This is a genomic window from Paenibacillus solani, from assembly GCF_050475945.1.
Lineage (GTDB): Bacteria > Bacillota > Bacilli > Paenibacillales > Paenibacillaceae > Paenibacillus_AQ > Paenibacillus_AQ solani_A.
On the sequence record NZ_JBCMXJ010000016.1, the window covers coordinates 455,614 to 480,790 of the forward strand.

Below are 25,177 nucleotides of genomic sequence, written 5' to 3' on the forward strand. Positions count from 1 at the left end.
CCTTCTCGATTAAACCGGCATCGCTTCAGAGGAGAAGTTGATGGTCTCCAGCATCGTGAGAAGTTCACGAACCGTATCGAGCGAGGTCATACATACTACACCATTCTCTACCGCTTCACGGCGGATTCGGAATCCGTCACGCTGCGGGGTTTTGCCCTTGGTCAATGTGTTAAAGACGAAGTTCGCTTCACCTGTACGGATCATATCCAGAATGTTCGGTGTTCCTTCGGACAGCTTGTTGATAGTCGTCACGTCAAGGCCCGCTTCCTTCAGCGCTGCTGCCGTGCCGCCTGTTGCAATGATTTTATATCCAAGCTTGTGGAAGCCTTTCAACAGTGCAGCAGCTTCCGCCTTGTCCTTATCAGCAATCGTGGCGATGATCGCGCCTGTTGAAGGAATCTTCATGCCTGCACCGATCAGACCTTTGTACAAAGCTTTGGCATACTTCACGTCACGGCCCATAACCTCACCGGTGGATTTCATTTCCGGTCCAAGCGTTGGCTCGACGCGGCGAAGCTTAGCAAAGGAGAACACCGGCACTTTAACCGATACATGCTCGCTTTCCGGCCACATGCCTTCCTCGTAACCCAGATCCTTCAGCTTGCCTCCCATAATAGCCTGAGTTGCCAGGTTCGCCATCGGAATGCCGGTCACCTTGCTCAAGAATGGAACCGTCCGGGAAGAACGCGGATTCACTTCGATTACGTACACTTCATTTTTATATATAACGAACTGGATGTTGACAAGTCCGCGCGTATTCAGCTCTTTGGCAATCTTGATCGTAATTTCGACGATCTTGTCTTTCAAATCCTGGGACAAATACTGAGGCGGATATACCGCGATCGAGTCCCCGGAGTGAACCCCAGCGCGTTCGACATGTTCCATAATCCCTGGAATCAAGACAGTTTCGCCATCGCAGATTGCGTCTACTTCCACTTCTTCACCCATCATGTAACGGTCAATCAGAACCGGATGTTCCGGGTTGATCTTAACCGCTTCTTCCATATAGCTGAGCAGCTCGCTGTCGGAGTATACAATTTCCATTGCACGTCCACCAAGTACATACGATGGTCTTACCAATACCGGGTATCCCAGTGATTGTGCTGTTTCCACCGCATCGTCGACTGAAATTACGGTTTTACCTTTTGGCTGGGCAATCTGCAGTCTGGACAGAAGGGCTTCGAACTTTTTACGATCTTCGGCTTCGTCAATGCTTTCCAGGCTGGTACCCAGAATCTTCACGCCCGCTTTGCTGAGCGGCTCAGCCAGGTTAATCGCTGTCTGTCCGCCAAACTGTACGATAACGCCAATTGGTTTCTCCTGCTCGATGACGTTCATGACATCTTCCAGGAAGAGCGGCTCGAAGTAGAGACGATCTGATGTATTAAAGTCAGTGGAGACGGTCTCCGGGTTGTTGTTAATGATAACCGCTTCGTATCCCGCCTTCTGGATCGCCCATACAGCATGTACCGTAGAGTAATCGAACTCAATCCCTTGACCGATCCGGATCGGTCCGGACCCCAGCACAACGACCTTCTCCTTGGCTGATTCGATAACTTCATTCTCTGTTTCGTAAGTCGAGTAATAATACGGTGTCGTTGCTTCGAACTCCGCAGCACAAGTGTCCACCATTTTGTAAACTGGACGCAATCCATGCTCACTGCGCAGGAATTTGATCGACTCCTCGGTTGTGTGCGTGCTGGCCTTACCTTCGGCGCGCAGTTCAGCAATGGCGCGATCCGTAAAGCCAAGGCGCTTCGCTTCATACAGCGTTTCGTAAGTCAGTGACGCTTCGCTGCGAATATGATCTTCATATTGGATCAGGCGCTCGATCTTATCCAGGAACCACCAATCGATCTTGGTGAGATCTTGAATCTGCTGCAGTTCATATCCCCGGCGGAATGCTTCGGCGATCAGGAAGATCCGTTCATCATCGGCCTTGATCAGACGCTGCTGGAGCACTTCATCACTCAGCTCGTTAGCGCCTTTCAGGTACAGGCGGTGCACGCCGATCTCCAGGGAGCGAACCGCTTTATGGATGGATTCCTCAAATGTGCGGCCAATCGCCATCACTTCGCCCGTTGCCTTCATCTGGGTACCCAGCTTCCGATTCGCGTGAATGAACTTGTCGAATGGCCAACGCGGAATTTTGCTGACGATGTAATCCAGCGTAGGCTCAAAGCATGCATAAGTCTGGCCCGTAACCGGGTTAACGATCTCATCCAGCGTGTAACCCATTGCGATTTTTGCTGCCATCTTCGCGATTGGATAACCTGTTGCCTTGGAAGCCAGGGCAGAAGAGCGGCTGACCCGAGGGTTAACCTCGATAACATAATATTGGTAGCTGTCCGGATCCAGTGCGAATTGCACGTTACAACCGCCTTCGATATTCAGAGCGCGGATGATTTTGAGCGATGCGGATCTGAGCATTTGATATTCACGGTCGGACAGCGTCTGACTCGGGGCCACAACGATACTGTCGCCAGTATGAACACCGACCGGATCGAAGTTCTCCATATTACATACCACAATGCAGTTATCGTTCGCGTCACGCATTACTTCGTACTCGACTTCTTTCATGCCTGCGATACTCTTCTCAATCAGACACTGGGTAATCGGGCTGTAACGAAGGCCGGAGCTGACGGTTTCGCGCAGTTCCTCTTCAGTTGCGCAGATACCGCCGCCGGTGCCGCCAAGCGTATACGCCGGACGAACGATCAGCGGATAGCCAATCTCGCTTGCGAAATCAAGTGCCTCTTCCAATGTCGTAACGATGGTGCTCTCTGGCACAGGCTGCTCAAGTTCTCGCATGAGTTCACGGAACAAGTCGCGGTCTTCCGCTTTCTCAATCGACTCTAACTGCGTTCCGAGCAGCTTAACGTTCTCCTGTTCCAAAATCCCCGCACGAGCAAGCTCAACGGCCATGTTCAGACCGGTTTGCCCACCGAGTGTTGGGAGCAGTCCGTCCGGACGCTCTTGACGAATGATCTGTGTTACAAAGTCCAGTGTAATCGGCTCGATATATACTTTGTCCGCCATATTGGTATCTGTCATGATGGTCGCCGGGTTGCTGTTGATGAGCACAACCTCGATGCCCTCTTCTTTCAGTGCTTGGCAAGCTTGTGTTCCGGCGTAGTCAAATTCCGCAGCTTGGCCGATAACGATCGGACCGGAGCCGATGACAAGTATCTTTTTTAAAGTTTCATTCTTAGGCATATTAATGAGCTCCCTTCACGGCTGCGGCCAGAACCGCCTGGCGCGGTTTCCGAATTTCATTCTGTTTATGGTTTCTGATCATATCGAGAAATTGATCAAACAGGTAGCTGCTGTCGAGCGGGCCAGGTGCAGCTTCAGGGTGATATTGCACGGAGAAGGCCGGATATTTCGAGTGTTTCAAACCTTCAATTGTCTTGTCGTTATTGTTGATATGTGTAACTTCCAAATTCGTGTTCTTGATGGAATCTTCTCTAACTGCAAAACTATGATTCTGGGAAGTGATATAACAGCGGCCGCTGGCAAGCTCTTTTACTGGATGATTACCACCACGATGACCAAACTTCAGCTTCTCAGTATCAGCACCGGCAGCCAGTGCAAACAGTTGGTGACCGAGACAGATGCCAAAGATCGGATACTCGCCCAGGATTTCTTTAATCATGTCGACAGCATATGGAACATCTTTCGGGTCCCCAGGACCGTTAGACAACTGAATTCCATCCGGATGAAGCCTGCGGATTTCCTCTGCCGTCGTATCATGCGGAACGACCACAACATCGCAGCCGCGAGATGTCAGCTCACGCAGAATGCCGCTTTTTGCACCGAAGTCAACCAGAACAATTCGCTCTTTGGTGCCTGGGCTTGAGAACATTTGCGGAGTTGAGGTTTTTGCCACCTGATTACGCAATTCAGCGATGGTCGTATCTCCGAGCATCTCTTTAAGTTCTTCTACGGGCTTGTTGGAAGTGGTCAGAATGCCCTTCATCGTACCGTAGTGACGAATGATACGGGTTAGCATCCGCGTATCAACTTCGCTTATACCAGGGATTCCGTATTCCTTCAATAAACTGTCAACGCTATATTCGGCACGCCAATTACTAGGAACAGGCTCATGTCGGCGAACGACAAACCCGTGGACGAATGGTCGTATCGATTCGAAATCATCTCGCGTAATACCGTAATTGCCAATCAATGGGTACGTCATCGTCACGATCTGTCCACAGTAAGACGGGTCGCTCAGCACCTCTTGATATCCTGTAATCCCTGTATTAAATACAACCTCTCCGGTCATTTCAGCTTCTGCGCCAAAAGATTTTCCGGTGAAAAGCGTCCCGTCCTCCAGTAACAATCTTGCCTGCATCCCGATCACTCCTGTCATCTATGTGTAATTTATTTTATAAGTCTTTTGCCTAAGTGTTACTTAAAATCCGTGCTGCTCGGACCATTTCACTTCGCCGTCCACCCAAGTCATCACAGGCCAGCCCTTCAGCTTCCAGCCAGTGAATGGCGTGTTGCGGCCTTTAGTCGCGAACTCTTCCGGATTCACCTCTTTCTCTGCTTCAAGATCAATCATGGTCAGGTCCGCTGGCTTACCCGCTTCCAGCATCCCCGTTGCAAGTCCGAATACTCTTGCCGGATCGCTTGTCATTCGTTTCACCAGCAGGTCGAGATCCCATTTGCCTGTGGCAACAAACTTCGTATAGAGCAGCGGGAACGCTGTTTCGAATCCCACGATACCAAATGGGGCAAGCTCCATACCTTTTGCTTTTTCTTCAGCGCTATGGGGTGCATGATCGGTTACGATCATGTCCAGCGTGCCATCGAGCAGTCCTTCTATACATGCCTCCACATCACGCGGGGAGCGCAGTGGCGGATTCATCTTCCAGTTGGCATCCAGGCCGGGAATATCTTCGTCGGAGAGAACCAGATGGTGCGGACACACCTCAGCAGTTACCGAGATGCCAATCGCCTTGGCCTGGCGGATCAAGCGGACGGACTGCTCTGTGCTCACATGGCATACGTGGTAATGTACGCCTGTTGCCTCTGTAAGCAATATGTCCCGACCGACATGGATCGCTTCCGATTCATTAGGTATTCCCTTCAAGCCATGTTGCTGTGCGAACTTGCCTTCCGTTACGCAAGCTCCTTTCACCAGCGAGTCATCCTCACAGTGAGCAATGACCGGCATACCGAGCGCTTTGGCTTTCTTCATGGCATCTTTCATCATCTGTGCATTCTGCACACCAACGCCGTCATCCGTAAACCCGATCGCACCTGCAGCCTTGAGTGCCTCAAAATCCGTCAGCTCGCGGCCGAGTTCATTTTTGGTAATGGCTGCGTAAGGCAGAACCTTGGCCAGACCTGCTTCGCTAGCCTTATCCAGCACCAGCTTCACGGTTTCCGGTGAATCGGTCACCGGTCTGGTGTTCGGCATACAGGCGATGGTTGTAAAGCCGCCTTTGACTGCCGAACGGCTGCCGCTTTCAATCGTTTCCTTATGCTCGTAACCCGGCTCTCTCAAGTGCACATGCATATCGATGAATCCCGGAGTGACCAGTTTGCCCTCGGCATCGATTATCTTAACGTTATCGCCCAGTTCCGGCAGGGCTGCCACATCACTGACAACCGATTGAATCAACCCTTCTGCTATGACGATATGTTTAACGTCGAGCTGTCCTTGTTCATTGATCACTTTGGCATTCTTTATCACTTGCATTTGCATCTTGGTTCCCCTCCGCGAAAAGAAGCACCGCTTCAGCTTCTTTGTATATTGTATAATAAAAATTCATATTTGTGTATAAATATTGATAATTTATTCATCTGTCCTGACATTCACGTTATCCAGCCTCATCAGCCCATTGCTCGCTCCATAACAGCCATGCGAATTGGCACTCCGTTCGCCATCTGCTTGAATATCACCGATTTAGGACTTTCTACAACTGCATCGTCGATTTCAACATTCCGATTCACCGGTGCCGGGTGCATAATCATCGTGTGCTCCGACAGCTTGGCCGCCCGTTCTTCCGTCAGACCATAATGCTGCCTGTACTCCACGCTGGATTTAAATACACCTTCGTTATGACGTTCCAGCTGAACCCTCAACATCATCACTACATCTGCCTTCAATGCTTTCTCCATTGACACATAGGGTGCATATTGTGCTAACTCCGGCGCCTGCATCGTTTCCGGTGCGCAGAATTGCACATGGGCCCCAAACTTCTGCAATGCCCACAAGTTTGATCTTGCAACCCGGCTATGTTTGACATCTCCAATGATCGAAACCGTTAATCCTTTAAGTTCGCCGAATTTTTTCTTCATCGTATAGAGATCAAGCAACGCTTGCGTAGGATGTTCATTATTGCCGTCTCCTGCATTGACCAGGGGAATCGAGATCCGCTTCGCCAGCTCCTGAAGTACACCGGCTGGCTTCAGCCGGATGACACCTGCATCCACTCCCATGGATTCCAGCGTCTTCACGGTGTCATAGATCGACTCTCCCTTCTCCACGCTGGATGCTGCCGCCGCAAAGTTCATGACCTCGGCTCCTAGTCTTTTTTCGGCCATTTCAAACGAAAATCTTGTCCTGGTGCTGTTCTCGAAGAACATATTCACTGCAAATTTCGATTTAAGTACCGGAACTACTTTTTCGGGCTGCGCTTCCCAATAAGCCGCCCGATCCAGGATCGCTCCAATCTCATCTCTGCTAATATCCTTCAATCCTAAGAGGCTGCGTTGTTTCAATGAAATGGCCGTTGTCATGATTATCGATCCTCTCTTGAGCTAATCGTCACTTCGTCCTTGCCGTCGATTTCTGTTAGCGCCACTGTAATTTCCTCTTGTTTCGAAGTAGGAACATTCTTACCAATATAATCGGGTCGAATCGGCAGTTCACGATGTCCACGGTCTGCCAATACCGCAAGCTGTATCATTCGAGGTCTTCCGCAATCCATCAAAGCATCCATGGCTGCCCGGATCGTACGTCCGGTGTAGAGCACGTCATCAAACAGAATGACCTTCTTATCATGGATGTTCAGGTGTTCAAGACTGAGCTTTGCTCCCTTCACCCTCTCTTCGGAGACTTCCTTGCTGTCCCTGTCATCCCGGTAAGAAGTCACATCAATCTCCCCCCAAGGAATCGGGGTACCCTCAATCTCATTCATACGTTCAGCAATTCTCTGAGCCAAAAACACGCCTCTTGTGCGAATGCCAACCAGTACGCAATCCTCGATCCCTTTATTTTTTTCCAATATTTCGTGGGCAATCCTCGTAAGTGCGCGGCGGATGGCCGTCTCGTCCATAATCACATGCTGTTCATTGCTCATCCAATAAGCCCTCCTTGATAACGTTTAATTAGCCCTCTTCATTGTTCCAGTCGATCCGTGAGTTCATTACACACAAAAAACTCCTTGCCCGGCTGGACAAGGAGTTGGTCTCATAGAGTTAGTGTGGAAAGCGCAGCATTTATCCGCAGATAGAGCTAGTGCCTCCTGTTAATGAACCTCGGTTCACGTTACCTTGCCAGCCTCACGGGACTGATTTAAAGGTGCTATTCAATTGATCTCATTATGACAGACACAGTAGAAGATGTCAACTGTGATCGTGTCGAATAATCCATACTGAGCAGGGTTTATGCCATCTCTTGATATTAGAATTCGAATTCAGTATCGCTAAGCCTACGGCGAATTTCGGATATCACGCGTTTCTCCTCATCCTCACCATCAGCGATAAACGTAACGGAGAAACGAACAAAGTGTCCTGCGTCATCCCAAGGAACGGTTGAAATCATTTTCTCGCGGATCAGATATTGGGAGAAATCTTCGCCTGACTCGAAGCGGCGGCCGCCTTTGATACCTACGGGAGATTCAACATACAGGAAGAATGAGCCCTTTGGCTTCTCCGCCGTAAAACCAAGCTCATTCAGAACTTCCACCAGCATATTGTGGCGGCGGGAGTATTTCTCTGCGATCTTCTCTGTTATCTGCGGATGATCCAGACCATATGCTGCCGCTTTTTGAATGGCTATGAATTGCCCCGAATCGTTATTATCCTTCACGTCGCCAAACGCTTTTACTACAAGCGGATTTCCAGCTAGGAAACCAATGCGCCATCCCGTCATATTGTAAGATTTGGATAAAGAGTGAAGCTCCACGCCGACATCCTTAGCTCCAGGGACGGATAGAAAGCTGAGCGGCTTCAATCCATCGTAGGTAAGTGCGGCATACGGAGCGTCATGAACAACAACCACACTATGCCTGCGTGCCCAATCTACTACCTCTTCGAAGAACTCGGCCGTTGCGCTGGCTCCCGTCGGGTTGTTTGGATAGTTCAAGTAGAGCAGTTTAGCACGACGAGCTATGTCATCAGGGATCGAGCTGAGATCCGGCAGGAATGCATTTTCTTTTTTTAACTCTACGGTGAAGACCTCTCCCCCTAGATATTTGGTATGCGTTCCAAGCACCGGATAACCGGGAACCGTCATAATGGTTATATCACCAGGGTTAATGAAGCAGGTCGGCAGCATCGCGAGTGCCGGCTTGGTGCCGATAGAGTGCAGCACTTCTGCCTCGGCATCAAGACCCTCAACACCAAACACATTATTTAGATAACGAGCAGCTGCTTGCTTGAACTCAGTTATTCCATTATCGGCATAACCGCGATTCTCTCGCTTTGCTGCTTCCTGGGCAAGCTTAGCCACGATTCGTGCATCAGCCATCTCATCCGGCTCGCCAACCCCCATATCGATCAGCTCCATATCAGGATGTTCCAGCTTCGCAGCCGCCTTTGCCCTTTTGATCTTCTCAAATTTGTAAATGGCTGTATCTTTGCCGTAATCAGCACCGCCAATCCGACTTGCAAAGTTCTGTTGAATGTACGATTTCTGGTAAATGTCTATACTCATGATTTGTATTCATCTCCTGCCCCAACTTGCATGTATAACCTAAATATGCAGTAAAATCGCGGGAGTAACCATGTATTATATATTCAATGATTTGTACTTTTTCAAGACAGCTCCATCCATTCCTCAAGAAGCTTGTCACGCGAGGCCGAGAGCGACTCCCGTTCATTCCAGCGCTGCTCAAGCAGCGAGATATCCGTATCCTGATGTCTTTCGCCATCCGACTCAAGCCATAGGTCAAGCTGCTGTATTCGGGTCTCTATACGGGCAATCTCCTCCTCCAACCACTTGACGCTGACAGTAGAAGGCTTGTTCCTGCTAGTCCGATTATCATGCTGGGCAGGTTTGTCTTTTGTTCTCAGCTGGTGCGTGGCCTTCTGCAAGAGAACAGTCTCGCTCTCCTGTAATAATTGGCCCATAGATTGCAACGACGCCTCTAACTGAGCTTTCTTATCTCGGAAATCGTCATAATTCCCGTGATAGACCTGCAGCTTGCCTTGGTGCAAATCCCACACTTTACCTGATACTTGATTCACAAAATAGCGATCATGCGAGATGGCGAGGACAGTTCCCGAGTACCCCTGCAGCGCATGCTCCAGTGATTCGCGGGAGGGTATATCCAGATGGTTTGTCGGTTCATCCAGTAGCAGCAGGTTTGGCTTCTGGTGGATAAGCAGTGCGAGTCTCAATCGTGTCCATTCTCCTCCGGACAACTGCCCTACCGATCTATAGACAGCCGCCCCATAGAATAGATACCTTGCCAAGATCCCTCGAGCTTCTCCCTCTTCCACTCCGGCGTTTTCCCGAAAATATTGAAGCACCGTTTCCTGCGGATTGTCCGGTTCCTCCTGCTGAGCCAAGTAACCTACATCGACGCGCGCACCCCATTCAAGCGAACCGGAAGCGGGCGAAAGCTCACCTAACAACACTTTGAGCAGCGTTGTTTTCCCACTGCCGTTGGAACCCATGAGCGCAATTTTTTCTCCGAATTCAATTAGGCCAGAAGCTCCTCTCAGCACTGCCTGATTTCCATATGAAACCTCAACCTGTTCAAAGGATGCCACGCGGCGACCGGAACGATCGTGAGGATCCAGTTCAAATTCTGCTTGTCTTCGTTCCATGACAGGTCTCTTGACCTGCTCCATTCGCTCCAGCGCCCGCCTCATGGAAGCCGCGCGCTTGAAAAACTTCTCATTGCCGCCAATTCGTCCGAATTCCTCCAGCTGCTTAATCGATTCCTTCATCTTCTTGATTACTTTCTGCTGTTCCTGATAGTCGGCAAACTGCTGCAGCAAGCGTTCCTCCTTCTCTTTCATGAATGCGGAGTAGCCGCCATACGCAGAGAAAGCTTCGCCATCTTCAAGCTCAATCGTTTTGGACACCACCTGATCCAGAAAATAGCGGTCATGGGAAATAATGATGCAGGTTCCCGGATATTCAAGCAAGAACCCTTCCAGCCATTCGGTACGCGTTAAGTCCAAATGATTGGTCGGTTCATCAAGCAGGAGCAAATCCGGCTTTACGATCAGCTGTGAAGCTAACATAACTCGAGTCTGTTCTCCACCGGATAACGAGCCGAAGGTCATTCCGTACTCACTTTTGGATATTTCCAGTCCGGTAGCAATTCTATCAATACTTGCCTCCAGCTCATATCCACCCTCGGTTTCAAACCGTTCCTGAAGCGCTGAGTATTTTCGCAGAACTCGATCAAGCAGATTTGCATTTCCGGCGATGGTCGGATCACTCATCTTATGCTCAAGCTCCGTCATTTCCGCCCGGTAGTCCTTCAAGTGACTCAACCCCTGTGCCAGTACATCCAGCACTGTCCAGTTATTCATATAGCTTGGAATCTGCTCCAAATATCCGATTTTTGTTCCTTTCTTTATAGCCAGCTGCCCTTCACTTGGCTGATCCAGACCTGCAAGCAGGCGCATCAGCGTTGATTTTCCGCTTCCATTCCTTCCGATAAGCGCAACCTTCTCGCCTTCTTGTATTTCAAACGATATCTGGTCCAAGACCAGATGAGCGCCGTGGTATTGCTTTAATTTTTGTACATTGATCATATTCATTCCAGATTTCCTCCTGTACGCTGCGAACTATAAGTGTTCAGACAACATATGAATTAGGGAGAAGAACCGGACTGCACGCAAAAAGGGCCCACAGAGCAAGCTCCGCGGACCCTAAGAATAGTAAGCCAAGTGAAATAGGCTTATTTTCGTTCAGGCAGGCAGGTGACTTCTCGCGATGGTACAAACCGTATCATTAAAATTGGACAGACCTCTCCCGTTTAGGAAAAATGCATGTGCAATGCCAGCCATAGCCATAGGCAGCTGGCTAATACGGTTGTTAACCATCTCGATATTCACCTACCTCACCTCCTTCAATAAAGTTGTCACCAATATAACATAGCATCGTTTAGTAAGCAAGAAAAAAAGAGCCGTTAACGGCCCCTTAAAATAGATAGCAGTTCCTCCATATCATCAGGCATCGGTGCTAAAAACTCCATATACTCTCCGGAGGAAGGATGCACAAAGCCCAAAACAGCGGCATGAAGTGCCTGGCCGTTTAATTTGATTCCTTTGCTTTTGCCGTATACAGGATCCCCTACAAGAGGATAACCGATATACTTCATATGCACACGGATTTGATGAGTACGTCCCGTCTCCAGCTTTAATTCAAGAAGACTGTAATCACCAAAACGCTCAACTACTGTAAAATGAGTAACCGCTCGCTTACTGTTTCGATCCGTAACGGTATACAATTTACGATCATGCGGATCCCTGCCGATTGGTGCATCAATGGTTCCCTGATCATGACTGATATTTCCGTGAACGAGGGCCAAATAACGCCGATTGACGCTATGCTCCTTGAGCTGCGCGGCAAGAGAAGCATGAGCTTTATCATTCTTCGCTGCCATGATCAAACCCGTGGTATCTTTATCTATCCGATGAACAATGCCAGGCCGAAGCTCCCCGTTGATTCCGGATAAGTCCTTGCAGTGATACATTAATGCATTCACCAAAGTACCTGATGAATGACCCGGAGCTGGATGGACAACCATCCCTCTCGGCTTGTTTACCACAATGACATCGGCATCTTCATATGCAACTTCCAGCGGCAGATCCTCCGGAATGATCTCGACTCTCGAAGGTTCTGGAACTTTAAGCAGGATGCGATCACCCGAACTTACTTTATAATTGGACTTTACCGGGCCATCGTTTACGCTAACATGCCCATCCGCGATCCATAATTGCACCTGGGAGCGCGAGGCTTCTTCATCAAGGTTCTCCGTGATGTATTTATCAATTCGGGCTTTCGCCGAGCCGGCATCCACGATCCACTCGTGAGTTTCCGCTTGCACCGCTTCTTCGTCATCTGCCCATTCTCGGTCTATATCCCTATTTATGCTGTCTGACAACCTTATTCATTCCCTTCTGAACCAGAGACTTCACTTGTTGTTCTCAATTTCTCGCGTCTTCCCTCCAGAAGCGTATCCAATATAATCAATCCGACACCGACGACGATGCAAGAATCGGCGATATTGAAGATGGGAAAGGTGTAGCTGCCAAAATTAAACTTCAAGAAGTCAACAACCTCACCCGTCACGAGGCGATCAATAAAGTTCCCTACTGCTCCGCCTAGAACAAGTGCTAGGGCGACAGGCAGCAGTTTTCGGCCTTCCTTCGATACCTTCTGCAAATACCATACGATTCCACCGACAACAATTAACGTCACAACAATGAAAAACCATAACTGATCCTGCAGAATACCAAAGGCTGCTCCCCGATTTCGGCTGGACGTAATCAGGAAAAAATCTCCGATGACCGGAATTTGCTCATAAAGTTCGAGCTTCGTTGCAATCAAGTACTTGGTTCCCTGATCGATTAGAAATAAAACAAATGCAATCACATAATACACCACTTGTTTATGTCACTCCGTTCCTGTCTTCTCCAATCAGTCGATCCTGCACTGATCGGTCATAACTCGTCTTATTGTAGCACAGCGGCTCAGAAATCGTCCATTCCTGCCCAGTGGCGAGAACATTTTCCGTCAGTAAAACATTCACAAAGGGTGCACTCTATACATATGAACCAAGAGGTCAACTTCGGACCGTGAAAGGAGCCTGACATTGTCGCATCTAACTCAGGAACAACTCAATCATTTGCAACAGAAGCTGATGGAACGAAAAGTTGAGCTTGAACGGCGCATGGTATATAACGACCAGCATGGGCTTGGGGAATCCGAAAGAGATATGACAGGCGAGCTATCCCATATCGATAACCATCCCGGCGATGTCGGAACCGAGGTGTTTGAGAGAGGAAAAGACCTTGCGCTTCAAGACAGGGTAGATCAAGAGCTTCAGCGCGTTATTTTCTCACTTGAATCCATTCATCATGATCGGTACGGTATCTGCGTTACCTGCGGCCAGCCAATACCGTATGAGCGCTTAGAGGTTCTTCCTGATACACAGTATTGCGTGAAGGACACGCCTCGTGAACGAGTTTCCCGCGACCGCCCGGTTGAAGAGGAGGTGCTCGCTCCCGCTTTTGGTAAATCCAGCATGGATGAGCATGATTATGCCGCGTTTGACGGCGAAGATGCCTGGCAGATCGTTGAAAGCTGGGGCAGCTCCAACTCCCCTGCTATGGCAGAGAATAACGAAATAGACAGTTATAACGAGATGGATATCGAGAACGGCGATGACCACGGTGGATTTGTTGAAGTGTATGAAAACTTCGTGGCCACCAATATTGACGGCTCTGAAGTCTTTGTTGTAAGAAGTCCCCAATATATCGATTATCTGAACCGCGGCGAAGGAAGCTATCTGCTTGATCCCTATGGCGATCCAGATGATGAATCTTTTAGTTAAGTCTCCCTAGCCGGCAGCATACGAAAATTGCAGCAGCTGCCGGCATCTACATACCCTTGCCAGTCAATCAGGATAATTCCAGCTGTCGCTGAACGATACGGACAATATCCGCAATATAATCGCCGATAATAGGTAAATTCAAAGCCCCAAGGGCCTGAAGGAAGTAGATAATAGTCGCTGCAAAAAATGTAAAACCAATCGCGATCCCCACACCTCGGGCTAACCCGGCAAGCAGATTGGTCCATATCAGCTTCCAGGGGCGGGTCAGCAATTGAGCATATTCAGCGATCCGCGCTTTCTCCAGCTGATGTGCGATGTCTGAAGTCATGCGGTAAATAGCACTGATATGCTCTCTCTCTTCCCCCAATGACTTGCTATCTCCTATGATTGCCCCATCCTCCGGTTTATCCGCCATGCATAATGCTCCTTTCCCCCTGTACAACATCAAACTCAGCAAAAATTTAACTTGAGTGGAAACACACGTCTTCGTTGCTTGAACCAGCTGAATTTCCACAGGATCGTTGTTTATTATGCATCTACTGGTAAAATCTCATGCGCGCGGGAAGTCTGAAAACGGATGTCACTTCTGTAGAACACAAAAAACCACGGTCCTGATACTCAGAACCGTGGTCTTCTTATCCTTAGGCTATATGGATGCCAATCATCTTGTCACCAAGCTCAACGCGCTCCATGCCTTGAATTTGTCCAAATTGTACTTCATTAACGAGGACATTCTCTCGCAGAACCCCTTCAAATGCCGTGATTGCCGCTTTAAGCTCATCATCCATGTCAAAAGTAAGGTTTACCCGCTTCTCGATTGGGAGATCCAGTTTCTTCCGCGTATCCTGAACGGCGCGGACCACTTCACGAACCCAGCCTTCTTGCTCCAGCTCAGGCGTGATCTCCGTATGAAGCGCAACGGTAACCCCATAACCTGAAGCTGATGCGAAGCCTTCCTTCGCCTTCTTCTCCACCAGCAGCTCCTCGGACGTGATCTGCAATTCTTCTCCTTCCGGCGAAGTTACGTTCACGCCGCCTGTCTGAACCACTTTGCGGGTTTCGTCACTGCTCATGCCCTTCAGGAAGCCTTGCAAGAATCCGATATTTTTACCGTATTTCTTACCTGCCACCTTCAAGTTCATTTTAAGCGTAAAGTCAACGAAGCCACTATCACTGGTCTCTACCTCTATTGCTTTGACGTTGATCTCATCCTTGATGATCTCTTCATACCCAGCGAGATCGAACTCTCGATCCATGGATACGATCAGCTCAGACAACGGCTGACGGGTCTTGATCCCTGTCTCGTTGCGGACGTTGCGTGCAAGCTCTACGATCTGTCTTGCCGTCTCCATGTCCTGCTCAAGCGCTTTGTCGATCAATGCTTCGTCTGCTTGAGGGAAGTCAGCCAGATGCACGCTCTCTCCTCCGCCCAAATTCACGAAAATATCTTCGGACAGCATCGGTGTGAATGGAGCCATCAGCTTGGAGAGGGTGAGGAGCACATGCTTTAGCGTTCCGTATGCAGCCAGCTTATCTTCCCCAAGACCGCTGCCCCAGAAACGGTCGCGCGAACGGCGGATATACCAGTTGCTCAGCTCATCCACATACGCTTCGATCGCTTTGGCAGCGTTTAGGAAATCATTAACGGCCAGTCCCTTATCAACCACTTGAATCAAACTATTCAGGCGGGATAGAATCCAGCGGTCCAGCTTGTGAGCCGATCCCTTGAACTCATGTTCCTTCGGATCATAGCCGTCGATGCCGGCATACAAGGTCAGGAACGCATGAGTATTAACGAGCGTATCCACAACCTTGGATTTGGCTTCGCCTACAATACCTTTGGAGAAGCGTTTGCTGTTCCAAGGCGCACTATCAGCGAGAAGCGCCCAACGGAACGCATCCGTGCCGTATTCCTCAATGATCTCCCAAGGATCGATAACATTACCTTTGGATTTGGACATCTTCTGTCCGTTCTCATCAAGAATATGACCCGTAGCCATGACCGCTTTATAAGGTGCTTTACCTGTAAAGAGCGTCGATACGGCCAGCAGGCTGTAGAACCATCCGCGCGTCTGGTCGATCCCTTCACAGATCATATCGGCAGGATACTGCTGTTCAAATTTCTCCTTATCCTCGAATGGATAATGGTACTGCGCAAACGGCATCGATCCGCTGTCAAACCACACGTCGATGACTTCCGACGTCCGTTCCATCACGCCGCCTTCACAATGTGGACACTTCACTTTCACTTCATCCACATAAGGCTTGTGCAGCTCCAGATCCTCCGCTACCTCGCCTACTGCGTTGGCACGAAGCTCTGCAATGCTGTGCGGTGCAAACTGTCCTTCACAAGAATCGCAGACCCAGACGTTGAGCGGTGTGCCCCAATAACGGTTCCGGCTGATATTCCAATCCACCAAATCTTCCAGGAACTTACCGAAGCGACCTTCGCGCACATGGCCCGGATACCAGGTCACTTCATTGTTGTTCGCAATCAGCTGATCCTTTACCGCTGTCGTTTCGATAAACCAGCTCTCCATTGCATAATAGAGCAGCGGAGATTTACAACGCCAGCAGAATGGATAGCTGTGCTCGTATTTCTCCTTGCTGTACAGGAGTCCTTTTTCAGACAATGCCTTCACAATGTCCAGATCGCAATCCTTCACGAAGCGTCCGGCAAAATCCGTCACTTCATCAGTATAACGGCCTTGACCGTTAACAACGCTCACGAAGCTAATGCCATTCTCGCGACATACACGGTAGTCATCCTCACCATGCGCAGGAGCCATGTGTACAATCCCCGTACCGCTTGCATCGGTAACAAAGGACGCGCCAACGATAATATTTGCCTTCTCCGCTTTTACATAAGGGAACGGAGGGTCGTACGTCTTGCCGACCAGCTCGGAACCTTTCAGCGTTGACAGAACGGTAAAGTCGCCTTTCATGACATCCTCTACCAGATTCTTAGCCACGATGTAGATGCCGTCCTCCTGCTCAACGCGTGCGTATTCCATATCCGGATTAACAGCGAGCGCTACGTGGGATGGTAGCGTCCAAGGCGTCGTCGTCCAAGCCAGTACATACTCTCCGCTATCATGCAGCTTAAACTTCGCCGTTGCACTCAGGTCTTTAACATCCTCATAACCCTGTGCCACTTCGTGGGAGCTCAGCGTCGTCTGACAACAAGGGCAATACGGGCTCACGCGGTGACCACGGTACAGAAGGCCTTTGTCATGAATCGTCGCCAAAATGTTCCATACACTCTCAATGTAGTTATTCTCAAGCGTGATATACGGATGGTCTAGGTCGGTCCAATACGCAATCGCTTCGGTCAGCTCGCGCCATTTATGCTCATATTCAAATACGCTGGCTTTACACTTCTTGATAAAGGCCTCCACGCCGTAATTTTCAATTTCTTGCTTGCCCGAGATACCCAGCTGCTTCTCAACGCCAAGCTCCACCGGAAGCCCGTGCGTATCCCAGCCCGCTTTCCGAACAACGTGATAGCCCTTCATCGTCTGATAACGACCGACAAAATCCTTGATCACCCGTCCAAGCACGTGACCGATATGGGGAGCACCGTTTGCGGTTGGGGGGCCCTCATAGAATACATAGTTCGGCTTGCCAGCCCGCTGTTCGATTGATTTCTTGAACGTATTCTCCTTATTCCATTTGTTCAAGATGCGCAGCTCTCTTGCCCGCGCCTTTTCCTTGACGTCTACTCTATTCATGCAGATCTTCCTTTCACCTTTTTCGAGGTTGTTCAAAAAGTCCGATTTTGATCACATAGTGAATCAAGAAGCAACTCGGCATCGAATCTTGAATTCAGCCGGGCCTTCCGGTGCTCACGTACAAACTACGTACGCTCCGCTCCTCACTCCCTAGCTTCATTCAACCTTCTCGGTGCTGAAAACCGACCTTTTTGAACTCGCCCTTTTTTGTAAATGTTTCTGTGAAAATAAAAAAAGGCCTCATCCCCAAAGGGACGAGAACCTGTTCTCGCGTTACCACCCTAATTTCGCTTGTGACCAACCTCTACAGTAGAAGTCTGTTCAAGCGACACCTCAATGTCCATGCCTGTTACTTCAAGGCAAGGTCCGATATAACGTTCGGCTGACGGCTCAGCTTACACACGCGGTTTAAACGCTTCAGCTTCACTTCTCCGGGATGATCTTCTGCTTGGCCTGAACGCCGGGCTTTCAGCAAATGCCGGCTCTCTGAAGGACAGATCCTTCGCATACTATTCCCATCAACGAATTCTCGTATGAATCACAATATGTTATTAGTTATAGAACGTTTCGAGAAAAAAGTCAACCTGCTAGTCGCCTAGTATACCTCTTTGGGCTCAAGACTTGGTTCACGGCTCTCCAGCGTCTCCCAGCCTTCCTGTTTCAGAAGCTCGAGCTGTGCTTCAACCAACGAACGGAAGCGGGTACGATAGATGGAAGCCTGCTTCTTCAGCTCTTCGACCTCAAGCGCGATCTTCCGGGATTTCCCGAGTGCATCGTTAATAATGCGATCCGCATTCTTCTCGGATTCCTTAATAATCAGCTGAGCTTCCTTCTTCGCATTGTTCTTCAGCTCATCCGCTGCCTCTTGGGCGACAATGATGGTCTTAGATAAGGTTTCCTCAATATTCGAAAAGTGATCCAGTCTTTCTTGCATTGTCAAAAGCTGGTTCCCTAATTCTTTGTTCTCGCGGATCACGCTTTCATAATCTTTAATAATCTGATCCAAAAACTCGTTGACCTCGTCCTCATCATAACCCCGAATTCGACGGGCAAATTCCTTGTTATGTATATCAAGCGGTGTCAATGGCATGGTGTGCACCTCCTAAATATATGGGTCCTTACAGAACGGTTCATCCGCTAATGTTAGCCAGGCCATCTGGGCCGTCAAAGACTATGATGACCATTTACGTTTTATCGGTAGTTTCATTGTTATTGTGAATGCTACTGTAGTCCTGTTTCTTACACCACTATTTCATTCGACAAAAAAACGGCAATTCCTTCAAAGGTCAGGCATATTTCCCAACCTTGATACGGTACCGCCCTTTTTTCGTCAGGCCGCCTGTCTCCAAAACCTTAAACCGTCCAAATCCTTGAATGGAGACGACATCGCCTTCTTTTAAATTCGTCGAGGGATCTTCCTCCACTTTCCAGTTCACACGGCATCGACCAGCCTTGATCGGTACCACAATTTTGGTGCGGCTGATTCGGTATGCATCGCTGGCAATTCCGTCCAGTCTCATGGAAGATACCGTAATATCCATCGTTTCAAAATTCGTGCGAGCAACCTGTAGCTTGTCTAGCGGCAATAATTCAGTCATAACATGCACCCGGTGAACCTGACTAAGATTCAAATGCAGGAAAGCGCTGATGTCTTCCGCAACGACGGCGTGGCAGCCCTCTTCGATTACATGAATGTCACCGATCTTCGATCTCTTGATGCCAAGACCCAGAATCGATCCCATGTAGTCGCCATGCTCCAGCTCCGTAAGCTTCTGATCTCCTGAAGAAATGCTGAGCACCTTCATCTTTAAGTCCTCGTCTTCCAGGTCCCGGTAATCTGGAGCGATCAACGCACGGACACGTTCAGCATCGGCATGTCCGCCATCGAGCATGGCATGCACATCCGGATGACGGTTCACAAGAGATTCCAGAATGAACCGCTGACGAGGATCCAGAAAATCCGTCAGCTTGGCTTCATGGTATTGCCCGGCATTCACTACCCATTCCCAAGCCCGGTCCACAAATTCCCGCTCATCCTTATGGAAATGATCATAAATGTCCAGTTTCATCGCTCACTCACCTGCTACAATAGATATCTGAGAATCGCAAATACGCCCTGTTCCGCTAACCGAAGCACAAACAATGCAATAATCGGCGATATATCTATCATGCCCATAATCGGTGGAATAAAGCGGCGAAAGGGTGCCAGATACGGTTCTACCAATTTGCCCAGCAATTCTCCGATAAAGCTTTCTCTCACATTCGGAAGCCATGACATCAGGACATAGACTAAAATCATGTAAAAATAAATTTGAAAAAGTGTATCCACTATTTTGTAAATTTCGTAGGTCAAAGCCTAGATCACCTCGTTCTGTTATATTCATGCTCGTCTGCTAAAATCTCTGAGATGGTACCTTGGATTTCCACGGTATCCGGCGTGCATAAGAAGATATTACCGCCCACCTTCGAGATCCCGCCGCTAAGCGCATAAACCGTCCCGCTGAGAAAATCGATAATGCGCAGCGCCTGATCATTTCGCACGCGCTGCAGGTTAACTACAACGGTTCTGAAGGATCGCAAATGGTCTGCAATCTCCTGTGCTTCATCATATGAACGGGGCTCCACCAACACAACCTTAACATTCTTCTGTGAATGTATGCTCACAATATTGCCGTTTTTTTGGTTTTTTCGATGATCAAACGGCGTTGCCTCCACCGGCTCGTCCTGCGAGGTAAGCACCTCGCGTTCCACAACTTCTTCTTCCTCTTGCAGTCCCAAGAAATTCATAAACCGGTTCATCACGCCCATCGTCAATCCTCCTCTTTTCCTACTAAAATTGAGCCGAGGCGCACCCAGGTCGCCCCTTCCTCTATGGCTACTTCAAAGTCATTCGACATACCCATGGACAATTCGGTCAATGGCTCCGCCGTAAGCGCCTGCTCGTTCAGCTCATCTCTTAGTTGTCTTAAACCGCGAAAAACAGGACGCGTCTGCTCCGCAGATGATTCGTAGGGAGCCATAGTCATAAGTCCCGTTACCTTCACATGGGAGAGACTGTGGATTTCCTTCAAAAACTCGGCTGCTTTCTCTGGTGGGAGGCCATACTTGGATTCTTCCCCTGAGATATTGACCTGCATGAAGGCTGAAACCTGAAGATTTAGTGCAGCTGCCCTCTTCTCCAGCTCACGGGCCAAGGATATGCGGTCGAGCGAATGAATATATTGAAATTTATCAATGACATCTCTGACTTTATTAGTCTGAAGATGACCGATGAAATGCCATATCCCGCGGTTCCCAAGCGCATTCCACTTCGCCTGGGCATCCTGCCAGCGGTTCTCGCCGATATGCTGCAGTCCCTGGTCCAATACCGAAGCTGTCATATCCAAAGAGACATATTTAGTAACCGCAATGATATTCACATCATTCCGCTCCCTGCCGCTTCTAGCGCATGCCTCCGTTATTCGCTGTTCTACTTGATCGATACGTTCCTTCAAACTCAAGGGACGACTCACCTCTTTCTCATCCCGATCCAACTTGCCATTCGACCTGTAGTCCCTCCATCTTTACGATAAGAAAAGAAAAGATCGTGATTGCAGCTTGTACACCATGATGTACATTCGATATGTTCCGCCAATATTCCTGCTTTAATCATAATGTGTCTGTTTATTTCTTTCAAGTTCAGCATGTATTTCCCGTCTCCCTTGTCGAGATAGAGAGCCGATTTTGTAACTTCATCGGATATAACCAGGCCGTTTCCGCTGTCACGGACATGATCCATTACCCGATCATCCACCTCATAACAACATTCGCCGATTGATGGACCGATCGCTGCATGGATATGCTGTGGCTGGCTTCCGTATTCGGCAGCCATGCTGCGGACGATTTCCTCGGCTATACCTCCAAGCGTGCCCTTCCAGCCAGCATGAGCTAGACCGACTGCTCTAGTAACGGGATCCCAAAAATATAACGGCACACAATCCGCATAAAAGGAAGCCAACAGAATACCGGGAACATTCGTTACTAGTCCGTCCGTATCCTGAAAAGCCGATGCCCGATCTTGGCTCCCTCTACCCTTGTCCTCTTCTCGAACCACACCGATCCGAACACCATGCACCTGCTCACCGCAAGTCCAATCATCCAGCGAAAAACCAAGCGTTGCAGCTGTTCGTCTACGATTCTCTACAATATCATCCGGCCTGTCTCCAACATGAAAAGCAAGATTCAAGCTGTCATAAGGGGCCAGGCTTACGCCGCCTTTTCTGCCTGTGAAGCCGGCAGTAAGCAAAGTGCCTCCTGGCGCTTTGCCCCATTTTTCAAGCACAAACAGACTCGCCGTGTGCTCATCTTGATTAACAAACGGTTCCATCCACACTTCACCTCTATGACCAGTGTACCAGAAATCTACTCAGGAGACACATGAACCGATCGGTCCGTTTAGTAAGATCGCCGATCGGAGCGATCCGGGCGGTCCAGATACTCCACAGGCTCAGGATCATCTGGTGCTCTCCTCAGCTCCTCCATTTTGACGAGAACCACATCGGACCCGATCTTAACGATATTTCGCCAGGGGATAATCAGGTCACTCCCGCCCCCAAACAATCCCATGAATTTGCCATAACTCGGCACGACAATCGCTTCGATCCTGCCCTGCCGCAGGTCCAGTTCCAAATCGCTGACCTGTCCAAGCCGCTTGCCATCAATGATATTAATAACATCCTTCGTTTGAAGATCGGATATTTTCATCTTTTTCCCCACCATTTGATTATCAGGTATCACGAGCATCACACCTTAGAAGTATTCAGGAGGCCGATTGTGAAGCTTTTTCCTCAAACCTCCCACAATTCAATATATGAGCCGCACGGCAAAAATAACTTATATAAATTTAAAAAAACGACCCCATAAAACGGGATCGTTATCTGTTCGTTTGATTGCTGGTCTTCCTAAGTTTTGACGTACTTCTGCATTTGCTTGATCGCTGACTTCTCCAAACGGGATACCTGCGCCTGAGAGATGCCGATTTCATCGGCAACCTCCATCTGGGTTTTGCCCTCATAAAACCGCATGGATAAAATCATTTTCTCACGTTGTCCGAGCTTATGCATGGCTTCCCGGAGCGCTATTTCCTCAATCCAGGACACATCTTTGTTCTTATCATCGCTGATTTGATCCATCACATAAATCGGATCTCCTCCATCATGATAAATCGGCTCAAACAACGATACGGGATCTTGAATAGCATCAAGTGCAAATACAACATCTTCCTTGGGCACATTCAGCGCTTCGGAAATTTCAAAAATCGTTGGTTCACGCGAATTCGTATTCGTCAGTTGATCTCTAACCTGTAGTGCCTTGTAAGCAATATCACGTAGTGATCGGGAGACGCGAATCGGGTTGTTATCCCTTAAATATCGGCGTATTTCTCCGATAATCATCGGTACGGCGTACGTGGAAAATTTAACATTTTGCGACAAATCAAAATTATCGATGGCTTTCATCAGTCCAATACAGCCTACCTGAAACAAATCGTCAACAAACTCTCCCCGATTGTTAAACCTTTGGATGACGCTGAGCACCAGTCTCAGATTGCCATTCACCAATTTCTCTCGAGCAGATCGTTCGTTGTTCTGCTGCAAATTATGGAATAGTTCCCTCATTTCCACATTCGTCAGGACAGGCAGTTTGGATGTATCCACACCACATATTTCAACTTTGTTTCGCGTCATGATGACTAACCTCCCAAGGAGAAACATTACTGTACATTATCTCCGAGGGGGGTTATTTTATTCCTTGTGTTTTCCAGTTACACCATCTTGTTGAATTCTTTGCGGAGGCGCTTGATAATTCTTTTTTCCAATCGGGAAATATAGGATTGTGAGATGCCGAGCAGATCTGCTACATCCTTTTGCGTCTTTTCTTCCCCGTCCTGCAGGCCGAAACGAAGCTCCATGATCATGCGTTCCCGGTCGCTTAATTTGTCGAGTGCTTTTTGCAGCAGCTTCCGATCGACCTGCTCCTCAATATTACGGTAGATGGTATCATTCTCTGTACCGAGCACATCAGACAAGAGTAATTCATTGCCGTCCCAATCGATATTCAGTGGCTCATCAAAAGAAACCTCGCTGCGCGTTTTGTTATTCCGGCGGAGATACATCAAAATTTCATTCTCAATACAGCGCGAAGCATACGTGGCCAACTTGATTTTTTTCTCGGGATCAAAGGTATTCACAGCCTTAATCAAGCCGATCGCACCAATCGACACCAAGTCCTCAATGTTGATGCCGGTGTTTTCGAATTTGCGGGCAATGTATACAACCAGACGCAGGTTACGTTCGATCAGCATCGCACGGGTGGCCGCATCGCCAGTAGGCAGCTTTTTGAGCAAGTACTCCTCTTCTTCTTTCGTAAGCGGAGGCGGGAGCGCCTCACTACCACCGATATAGTAGATTTCCTGACTCTTCAGGCCTAGCAAAAATAGTACGCGGTAATATTGCAGCTGGAATGCTAATCTCCATTTCACAGGCATCTCTTATCCTCCTAAAACGTTTTCCCGAAGGGATCTCAACCTTCATTCTTTTGGTTGCCGTTGCTCTGTCGAACACGGCGGTGGCCCAACATCGTTTTTTTCAAAGACTCGTATGTTTGAAGCATTAAGATCCACACAATTTACTCAGCCAGCGGATGTTGCGTCTTTGGGGTCCATACTTGTCGTAGCAGCAGGATCAGGCACATTCATTGGATCAGCGCTGTTGCTCGTCCTTGGCTGCCCTTCCCCGTCCGTTAAGGATGGATGAATGATCGCTCTGTACGCCCGGTCACCCGAAAGCGTGCCGCCGTCAAGACCAATTAACACTTTGGATGCCGTATATTCCAGTCCCCCCAGCTCAATCCGTACCTGATCGGGCTTTAAGGCCAGCATAAAAGCCGCCCCTCGGTTGACGCCACGATACGGAACTAGCCGCAAACGATCTCGCCATTCAAATTCATCCACCGCAAGACCCATAATTAGTTGATCGGGCTGCCCCTCCATCAACCGTTTACTCCATCCTGAGGGCAGGTAAGACTCCCATAGGGCAGCTTCCATGACCATAACAGGTGTTCGGGTCAACGGATCACTTAATTGGTTTCCGGTATCAAGCAGTCCTACGCAGGATATTTTGACGCTGCCGATCCATACCGTTACCTCTCCTAATAAAGACTCCCGCTTCTCCGTAATGCGTTTTGTAGTTTGAACAGCTTTAAATATGAGCACAACTCCAAAAAAAACAATACACGCAAACCAGAATCCTACCTTTAATTCGAAGGATAAGCCCCCCGATGTCGTATACCATATCCCCCTGAACAATTCTCCCGAATTCTGGATCAGATAGTGAAATCCGATAATCCCTCCGGCTGCGGCAAAATTCACCATATAAAAAGCTCCCAAATGATGCAGATAACTCTGTAGGCTGGTAAAACCGAAAGCAATCCAAAGCATGATCAATGATAGGCTAAACTTGATGAGAAAGGTAAACAAAAATGATAGTTGTGGGACGAACATCATGACAACATACAATGCGCCTACCATAGAAGACAGAGCTAGTCTCCACCATTTGAGCTTGGCCTTGCGCATCCAAGCGGTTAAAGCTAGCAAAATACCATCAATGAAAAGGTTTGCCAGAAATATGAGATCAATATAAACAACCAGGT

General features: G+C 48.8%; 23 protein-coding genes and 1 other annotated feature. Of the genes, 1 reads left to right on the plus strand and 22 read right to left on the minus strand.

Annotation, left to right across the window (positions count from 1 at the left end):
• Nucleotides 1-9: 9 nt before the first annotated feature.
• The 10 genes from carB to lspA all read right to left on the minus strand — a co-directional run bounded on the left by carB (nt 10) and on the right by lspA (nt 12,811).
• Nucleotides 10-3,216, minus strand: a complete 3,207-nt coding sequence (carB, locus tag ABEQ74_RS20815; protein ID WP_430124040.1) for a carbamoyl-phosphate synthase large subunit — start codon at nt 3,214-3,216, stop codon at nt 10-12.
• Nucleotide 3,217: 1 nt separating this feature from the next.
• Nucleotides 3,218-4,354, minus strand: coding sequence for a carbamoyl phosphate synthase small subunit (locus ABEQ74_RS20820; RefSeq protein ID WP_430124042.1), 1,137 nt, complete (start codon nt 4,352-4,354; stop codon nt 3,218-3,220).
• Between the two features lie 60 nt (nt 4,355-4,414).
• Entirely contained in the window at nt 4,415-5,716 is a 1,302-nt protein-coding gene (locus tag ABEQ74_RS20825; RefSeq protein WP_430124043.1) for a dihydroorotase, read from the minus strand.
• A 128-nt stretch (nt 5,717-5,844) separates the two neighbouring features.
• The gene (locus ABEQ74_RS20830; protein WP_430124254.1) at nt 5,845-6,756 is read right to left on the minus strand and encodes an aspartate carbamoyltransferase catalytic subunit; all 912 of its coding nucleotides are present in this window, start codon (nt 6,754-6,756) and stop codon (nt 5,845-5,847) included.
• Nucleotides 6,756-7,316 carry a bifunctional pyr operon transcriptional regulator/uracil phosphoribosyltransferase PyrR gene (pyrR, locus tag ABEQ74_RS20835; RefSeq protein ID WP_430124044.1) on the minus strand — a complete coding sequence of 187 codons (561 nt, stop codon included), beginning with the start codon at nt 7,314-7,316 and terminating at the stop codon, nt 6,756-6,758. Before pyrR ends, ABEQ74_RS20830 begins: the two co-directional genes overlap by 1 nt.
• A 323-nt stretch (nt 7,317-7,639) precedes the next feature.
• On the minus strand, nt 7,640-8,893 hold the full coding sequence (locus ABEQ74_RS20840) for an LL-diaminopimelate aminotransferase (protein WP_430124045.1): 1,254 nt from the start codon (nt 8,891-8,893) through the stop codon (nt 7,640-7,642).
• Between the two features lie 101 nt (nt 8,894-8,994).
• The gene (gene abc-f, locus ABEQ74_RS20845) at nt 8,995-10,959 is read right to left on the minus strand and encodes a ribosomal protection-like ABC-F family protein (protein WP_430124046.1); all 1,965 of its coding nucleotides are present in this window, start codon (nt 10,957-10,959) and stop codon (nt 8,995-8,997) included.
• A 150-nt stretch (nt 10,960-11,109) separates the two neighbouring features.
• Nucleotides 11,110-11,256: a hypothetical protein gene (locus ABEQ74_RS20850; RefSeq protein ID WP_165593371.1), complete on the minus strand. Its 147-nt coding sequence runs from the start codon at nt 11,254-11,256 to the stop codon at nt 11,110-11,112.
• A 74-nt stretch (nt 11,257-11,330) separates the two neighbouring features.
• Nucleotides 11,331-12,251 (minus strand): RluA family pseudouridine synthase, encoded by a 921-nt coding sequence (locus ABEQ74_RS20855; RefSeq protein WP_430124255.1) that lies wholly within the window; start codon nt 12,249-12,251, stop codon nt 11,331-11,333.
• Between the two features lie 59 nt (nt 12,252-12,310).
• Nucleotides 12,311-12,811: a signal peptidase II gene (lspA, locus tag ABEQ74_RS20860; RefSeq protein ID WP_430124047.1), complete on the minus strand. Its 501-nt coding sequence runs from the start codon at nt 12,809-12,811 to the stop codon at nt 12,311-12,313.
• Between the two features lie 208 nt (nt 12,812-13,019).
• On the opposite strand from lspA, the gene ABEQ74_RS20865 reads away from it, so the two are divergent.
• A complete protein-coding gene (locus ABEQ74_RS20865; protein WP_430124049.1) occupies nt 13,020-13,760 on the plus strand; it encodes a TraR/DksA C4-type zinc finger protein in 741 nt (246 codons plus the stop codon).
• A gap of 67 nt (nt 13,761-13,827) precedes the next feature.
• Here ABEQ74_RS20865 and ABEQ74_RS20870 read toward each other — a convergent pair whose 3' ends face one another.
• The 12 genes from ABEQ74_RS20870 to spoIIGA form a co-directional block, all read right to left on the minus strand.
• Complete coding sequence (locus ABEQ74_RS20870) at nt 13,828-14,175, minus strand: DUF5665 domain-containing protein (protein WP_430124050.1); 348 nt, start codon at nt 14,173-14,175, stop codon at nt 13,828-13,830.
• A gap of 226 nt (nt 14,176-14,401) precedes the next feature.
• Complete coding sequence (gene ileS, locus ABEQ74_RS20875; RefSeq protein ID WP_430124051.1) at nt 14,402-17,491, minus strand: isoleucine--tRNA ligase; 3,090 nt, start codon at nt 17,489-17,491, stop codon at nt 14,402-14,404.
• 247 nt (nt 17,492-17,738) lie between these two features.
• Nucleotides 17,739-18,022: a binding site (T-box leader), on the minus strand.
• A gap of 64 nt (nt 18,023-18,086) precedes the next feature.
• Nucleotides 18,087-18,581 (minus strand): DivIVA domain-containing protein, encoded by a 495-nt coding sequence (locus ABEQ74_RS20880; RefSeq protein ID WP_430124053.1) that lies wholly within the window; start codon nt 18,579-18,581, stop codon nt 18,087-18,089.
• 196 nt (nt 18,582-18,777) lie between these two features.
• Nucleotides 18,778-19,560 (minus strand): RNA-binding protein, encoded by a 783-nt coding sequence (locus ABEQ74_RS20885; RefSeq protein WP_430124054.1) that lies wholly within the window; start codon nt 19,558-19,560, stop codon nt 18,778-18,780.
• A 14-nt stretch (nt 19,561-19,574) separates the two neighbouring features.
• On the minus strand, nt 19,575-19,844 hold the full coding sequence (locus ABEQ74_RS20890) for a YggT family protein (RefSeq protein ID WP_430124055.1): 270 nt from the start codon (nt 19,842-19,844) through the stop codon (nt 19,575-19,577).
• Nucleotides 19,845-19,852: 8 nt separating this feature from the next.
• The gene (locus tag ABEQ74_RS20895; RefSeq protein ID WP_053489082.1) at nt 19,853-20,299 is read right to left on the minus strand and encodes a cell division protein SepF; all 447 of its coding nucleotides are present in this window, start codon (nt 20,297-20,299) and stop codon (nt 19,853-19,855) included.
• 2 nt (nt 20,300-20,301) lie between these two features.
• Nucleotides 20,302-20,991 (minus strand): YggS family pyridoxal phosphate-dependent enzyme, encoded by a 690-nt coding sequence (locus tag ABEQ74_RS20900; protein ID WP_430124056.1) that lies wholly within the window; start codon nt 20,989-20,991, stop codon nt 20,302-20,304.
• Nucleotides 20,992-20,999: 8 nt separating this feature from the next.
• Nucleotides 21,000-21,857, minus strand: coding sequence for a peptidoglycan editing factor PgeF (pgeF, locus tag ABEQ74_RS20905; RefSeq protein WP_430124057.1), 858 nt, complete (start codon nt 21,855-21,857; stop codon nt 21,000-21,002).
• A gap of 68 nt (nt 21,858-21,925) precedes the next feature.
• A complete protein-coding gene (locus ABEQ74_RS20910) occupies nt 21,926-22,234 on the minus strand; it encodes a YlmC/YmxH family sporulation protein (protein WP_430124059.1) in 309 nt (102 codons plus the stop codon).
• 197 nt (nt 22,235-22,431) lie between these two features.
• Nucleotides 22,432-23,214, minus strand: a complete 783-nt coding sequence (gene sigG, locus ABEQ74_RS20915) for an RNA polymerase sporulation sigma factor SigG (protein ID WP_430124060.1) — start codon at nt 23,212-23,214, stop codon at nt 22,432-22,434.
• A gap of 77 nt (nt 23,215-23,291) precedes the next feature.
• The gene (sigE, locus tag ABEQ74_RS20920; RefSeq protein ID WP_053489087.1) at nt 23,292-24,014 is read right to left on the minus strand and encodes an RNA polymerase sporulation sigma factor SigE; all 723 of its coding nucleotides are present in this window, start codon (nt 24,012-24,014) and stop codon (nt 23,292-23,294) included.
• Nucleotides 24,015-24,158: 144 nt separating this feature from the next.
• A complete protein-coding gene (gene spoIIGA, locus ABEQ74_RS20925; protein WP_430124256.1) occupies nt 24,159-25,175 on the minus strand; it encodes a sigma-E processing peptidase SpoIIGA in 1,017 nt (338 codons plus the stop codon).
• Nucleotides 25,176-25,177 lie beyond the last annotated feature (2 nt).

Bases quoted from the DNA above. Each gene is read 5' to 3' on its own strand.
- carB (WP_430124040.1), bottom strand. From the start codon at position 3,216: ATGCCTAAGAATGAAACTTTAAAAAAGATACTTGTCATCGGCTCCGGT.
- ABEQ74_RS20820 (WP_430124042.1), bottom strand. From the start codon at position 4,354: ATGCAGGCAAGATTGTTACTGGAGGACGGGACGCTTTTCACCGGAAAA.
- ABEQ74_RS20825 (WP_430124043.1), bottom strand. From the start codon at position 5,716: ATGCAAATGCAAGTGATAAAGAATGCCAAAGTGATCAATGAACAAGGA.
- pyrR (WP_430124044.1), bottom strand. From the start codon at position 7,316: ATGAGCAATGAACAGCATGTGATTATGGACGAGACGGCCATCCGCCGC.
- ABEQ74_RS20840 (WP_430124045.1), bottom strand. From the start codon at position 8,893: ATGAGTATAGACATTTACCAGAAATCGTACATTCAACAGAACTTTGCA.
- abc-f (WP_430124046.1), bottom strand. From the start codon at position 10,959: ATGAATATGATCAATGTACAAAAATTAAAGCAATACCACGGCGCTCAT.
- ABEQ74_RS20870 (WP_430124050.1), bottom strand. From the start codon at position 14,175: ATGGCGGATAAACCGGAGGATGGGGCAATCATAGGAGATAGCAAGTCA.
- ileS (WP_430124051.1), bottom strand. From the start codon at position 17,491: ATGAATAGAGTAGACGTCAAGGAAAAGGCGCGGGCAAGAGAGCTGCGC.
- ABEQ74_RS20880 (WP_430124053.1), bottom strand. From the start codon at position 18,581: ATGCCATTGACACCGCTTGATATACATAACAAGGAATTTGCCCGTCGA.
- ABEQ74_RS20885 (WP_430124054.1), bottom strand. From the start codon at position 19,560: ATGAAACTGGACATTTATGATCATTTCCATAAGGATGAGCGGGAATTT.
- ABEQ74_RS20895 (WP_053489082.1), bottom strand. From the start codon at position 20,299: ATGGGCGTGATGAACCGGTTTATGAATTTCTTGGGACTGCAAGAGGAA.
- pgeF (WP_430124057.1), bottom strand. From the start codon at position 21,857: ATGGAACCGTTTGTTAATCAAGATGAGCACACGGCGAGTCTGTTTGTG.
- ABEQ74_RS20910 (WP_430124059.1), bottom strand. From the start codon at position 22,234: ATGAAAATATCCGATCTTCAAACGAAGGATGTTATTAATATCATTGAT.
- sigG (WP_430124060.1), bottom strand. From the start codon at position 23,214: ATGACGCGAAACAAAGTTGAAATATGTGGTGTGGATACATCCAAACTG.
- sigE (WP_053489087.1), bottom strand. From the start codon at position 24,014: ATGCCTGTGAAATGGAGATTAGCATTCCAGCTGCAATATTACCGCGTA.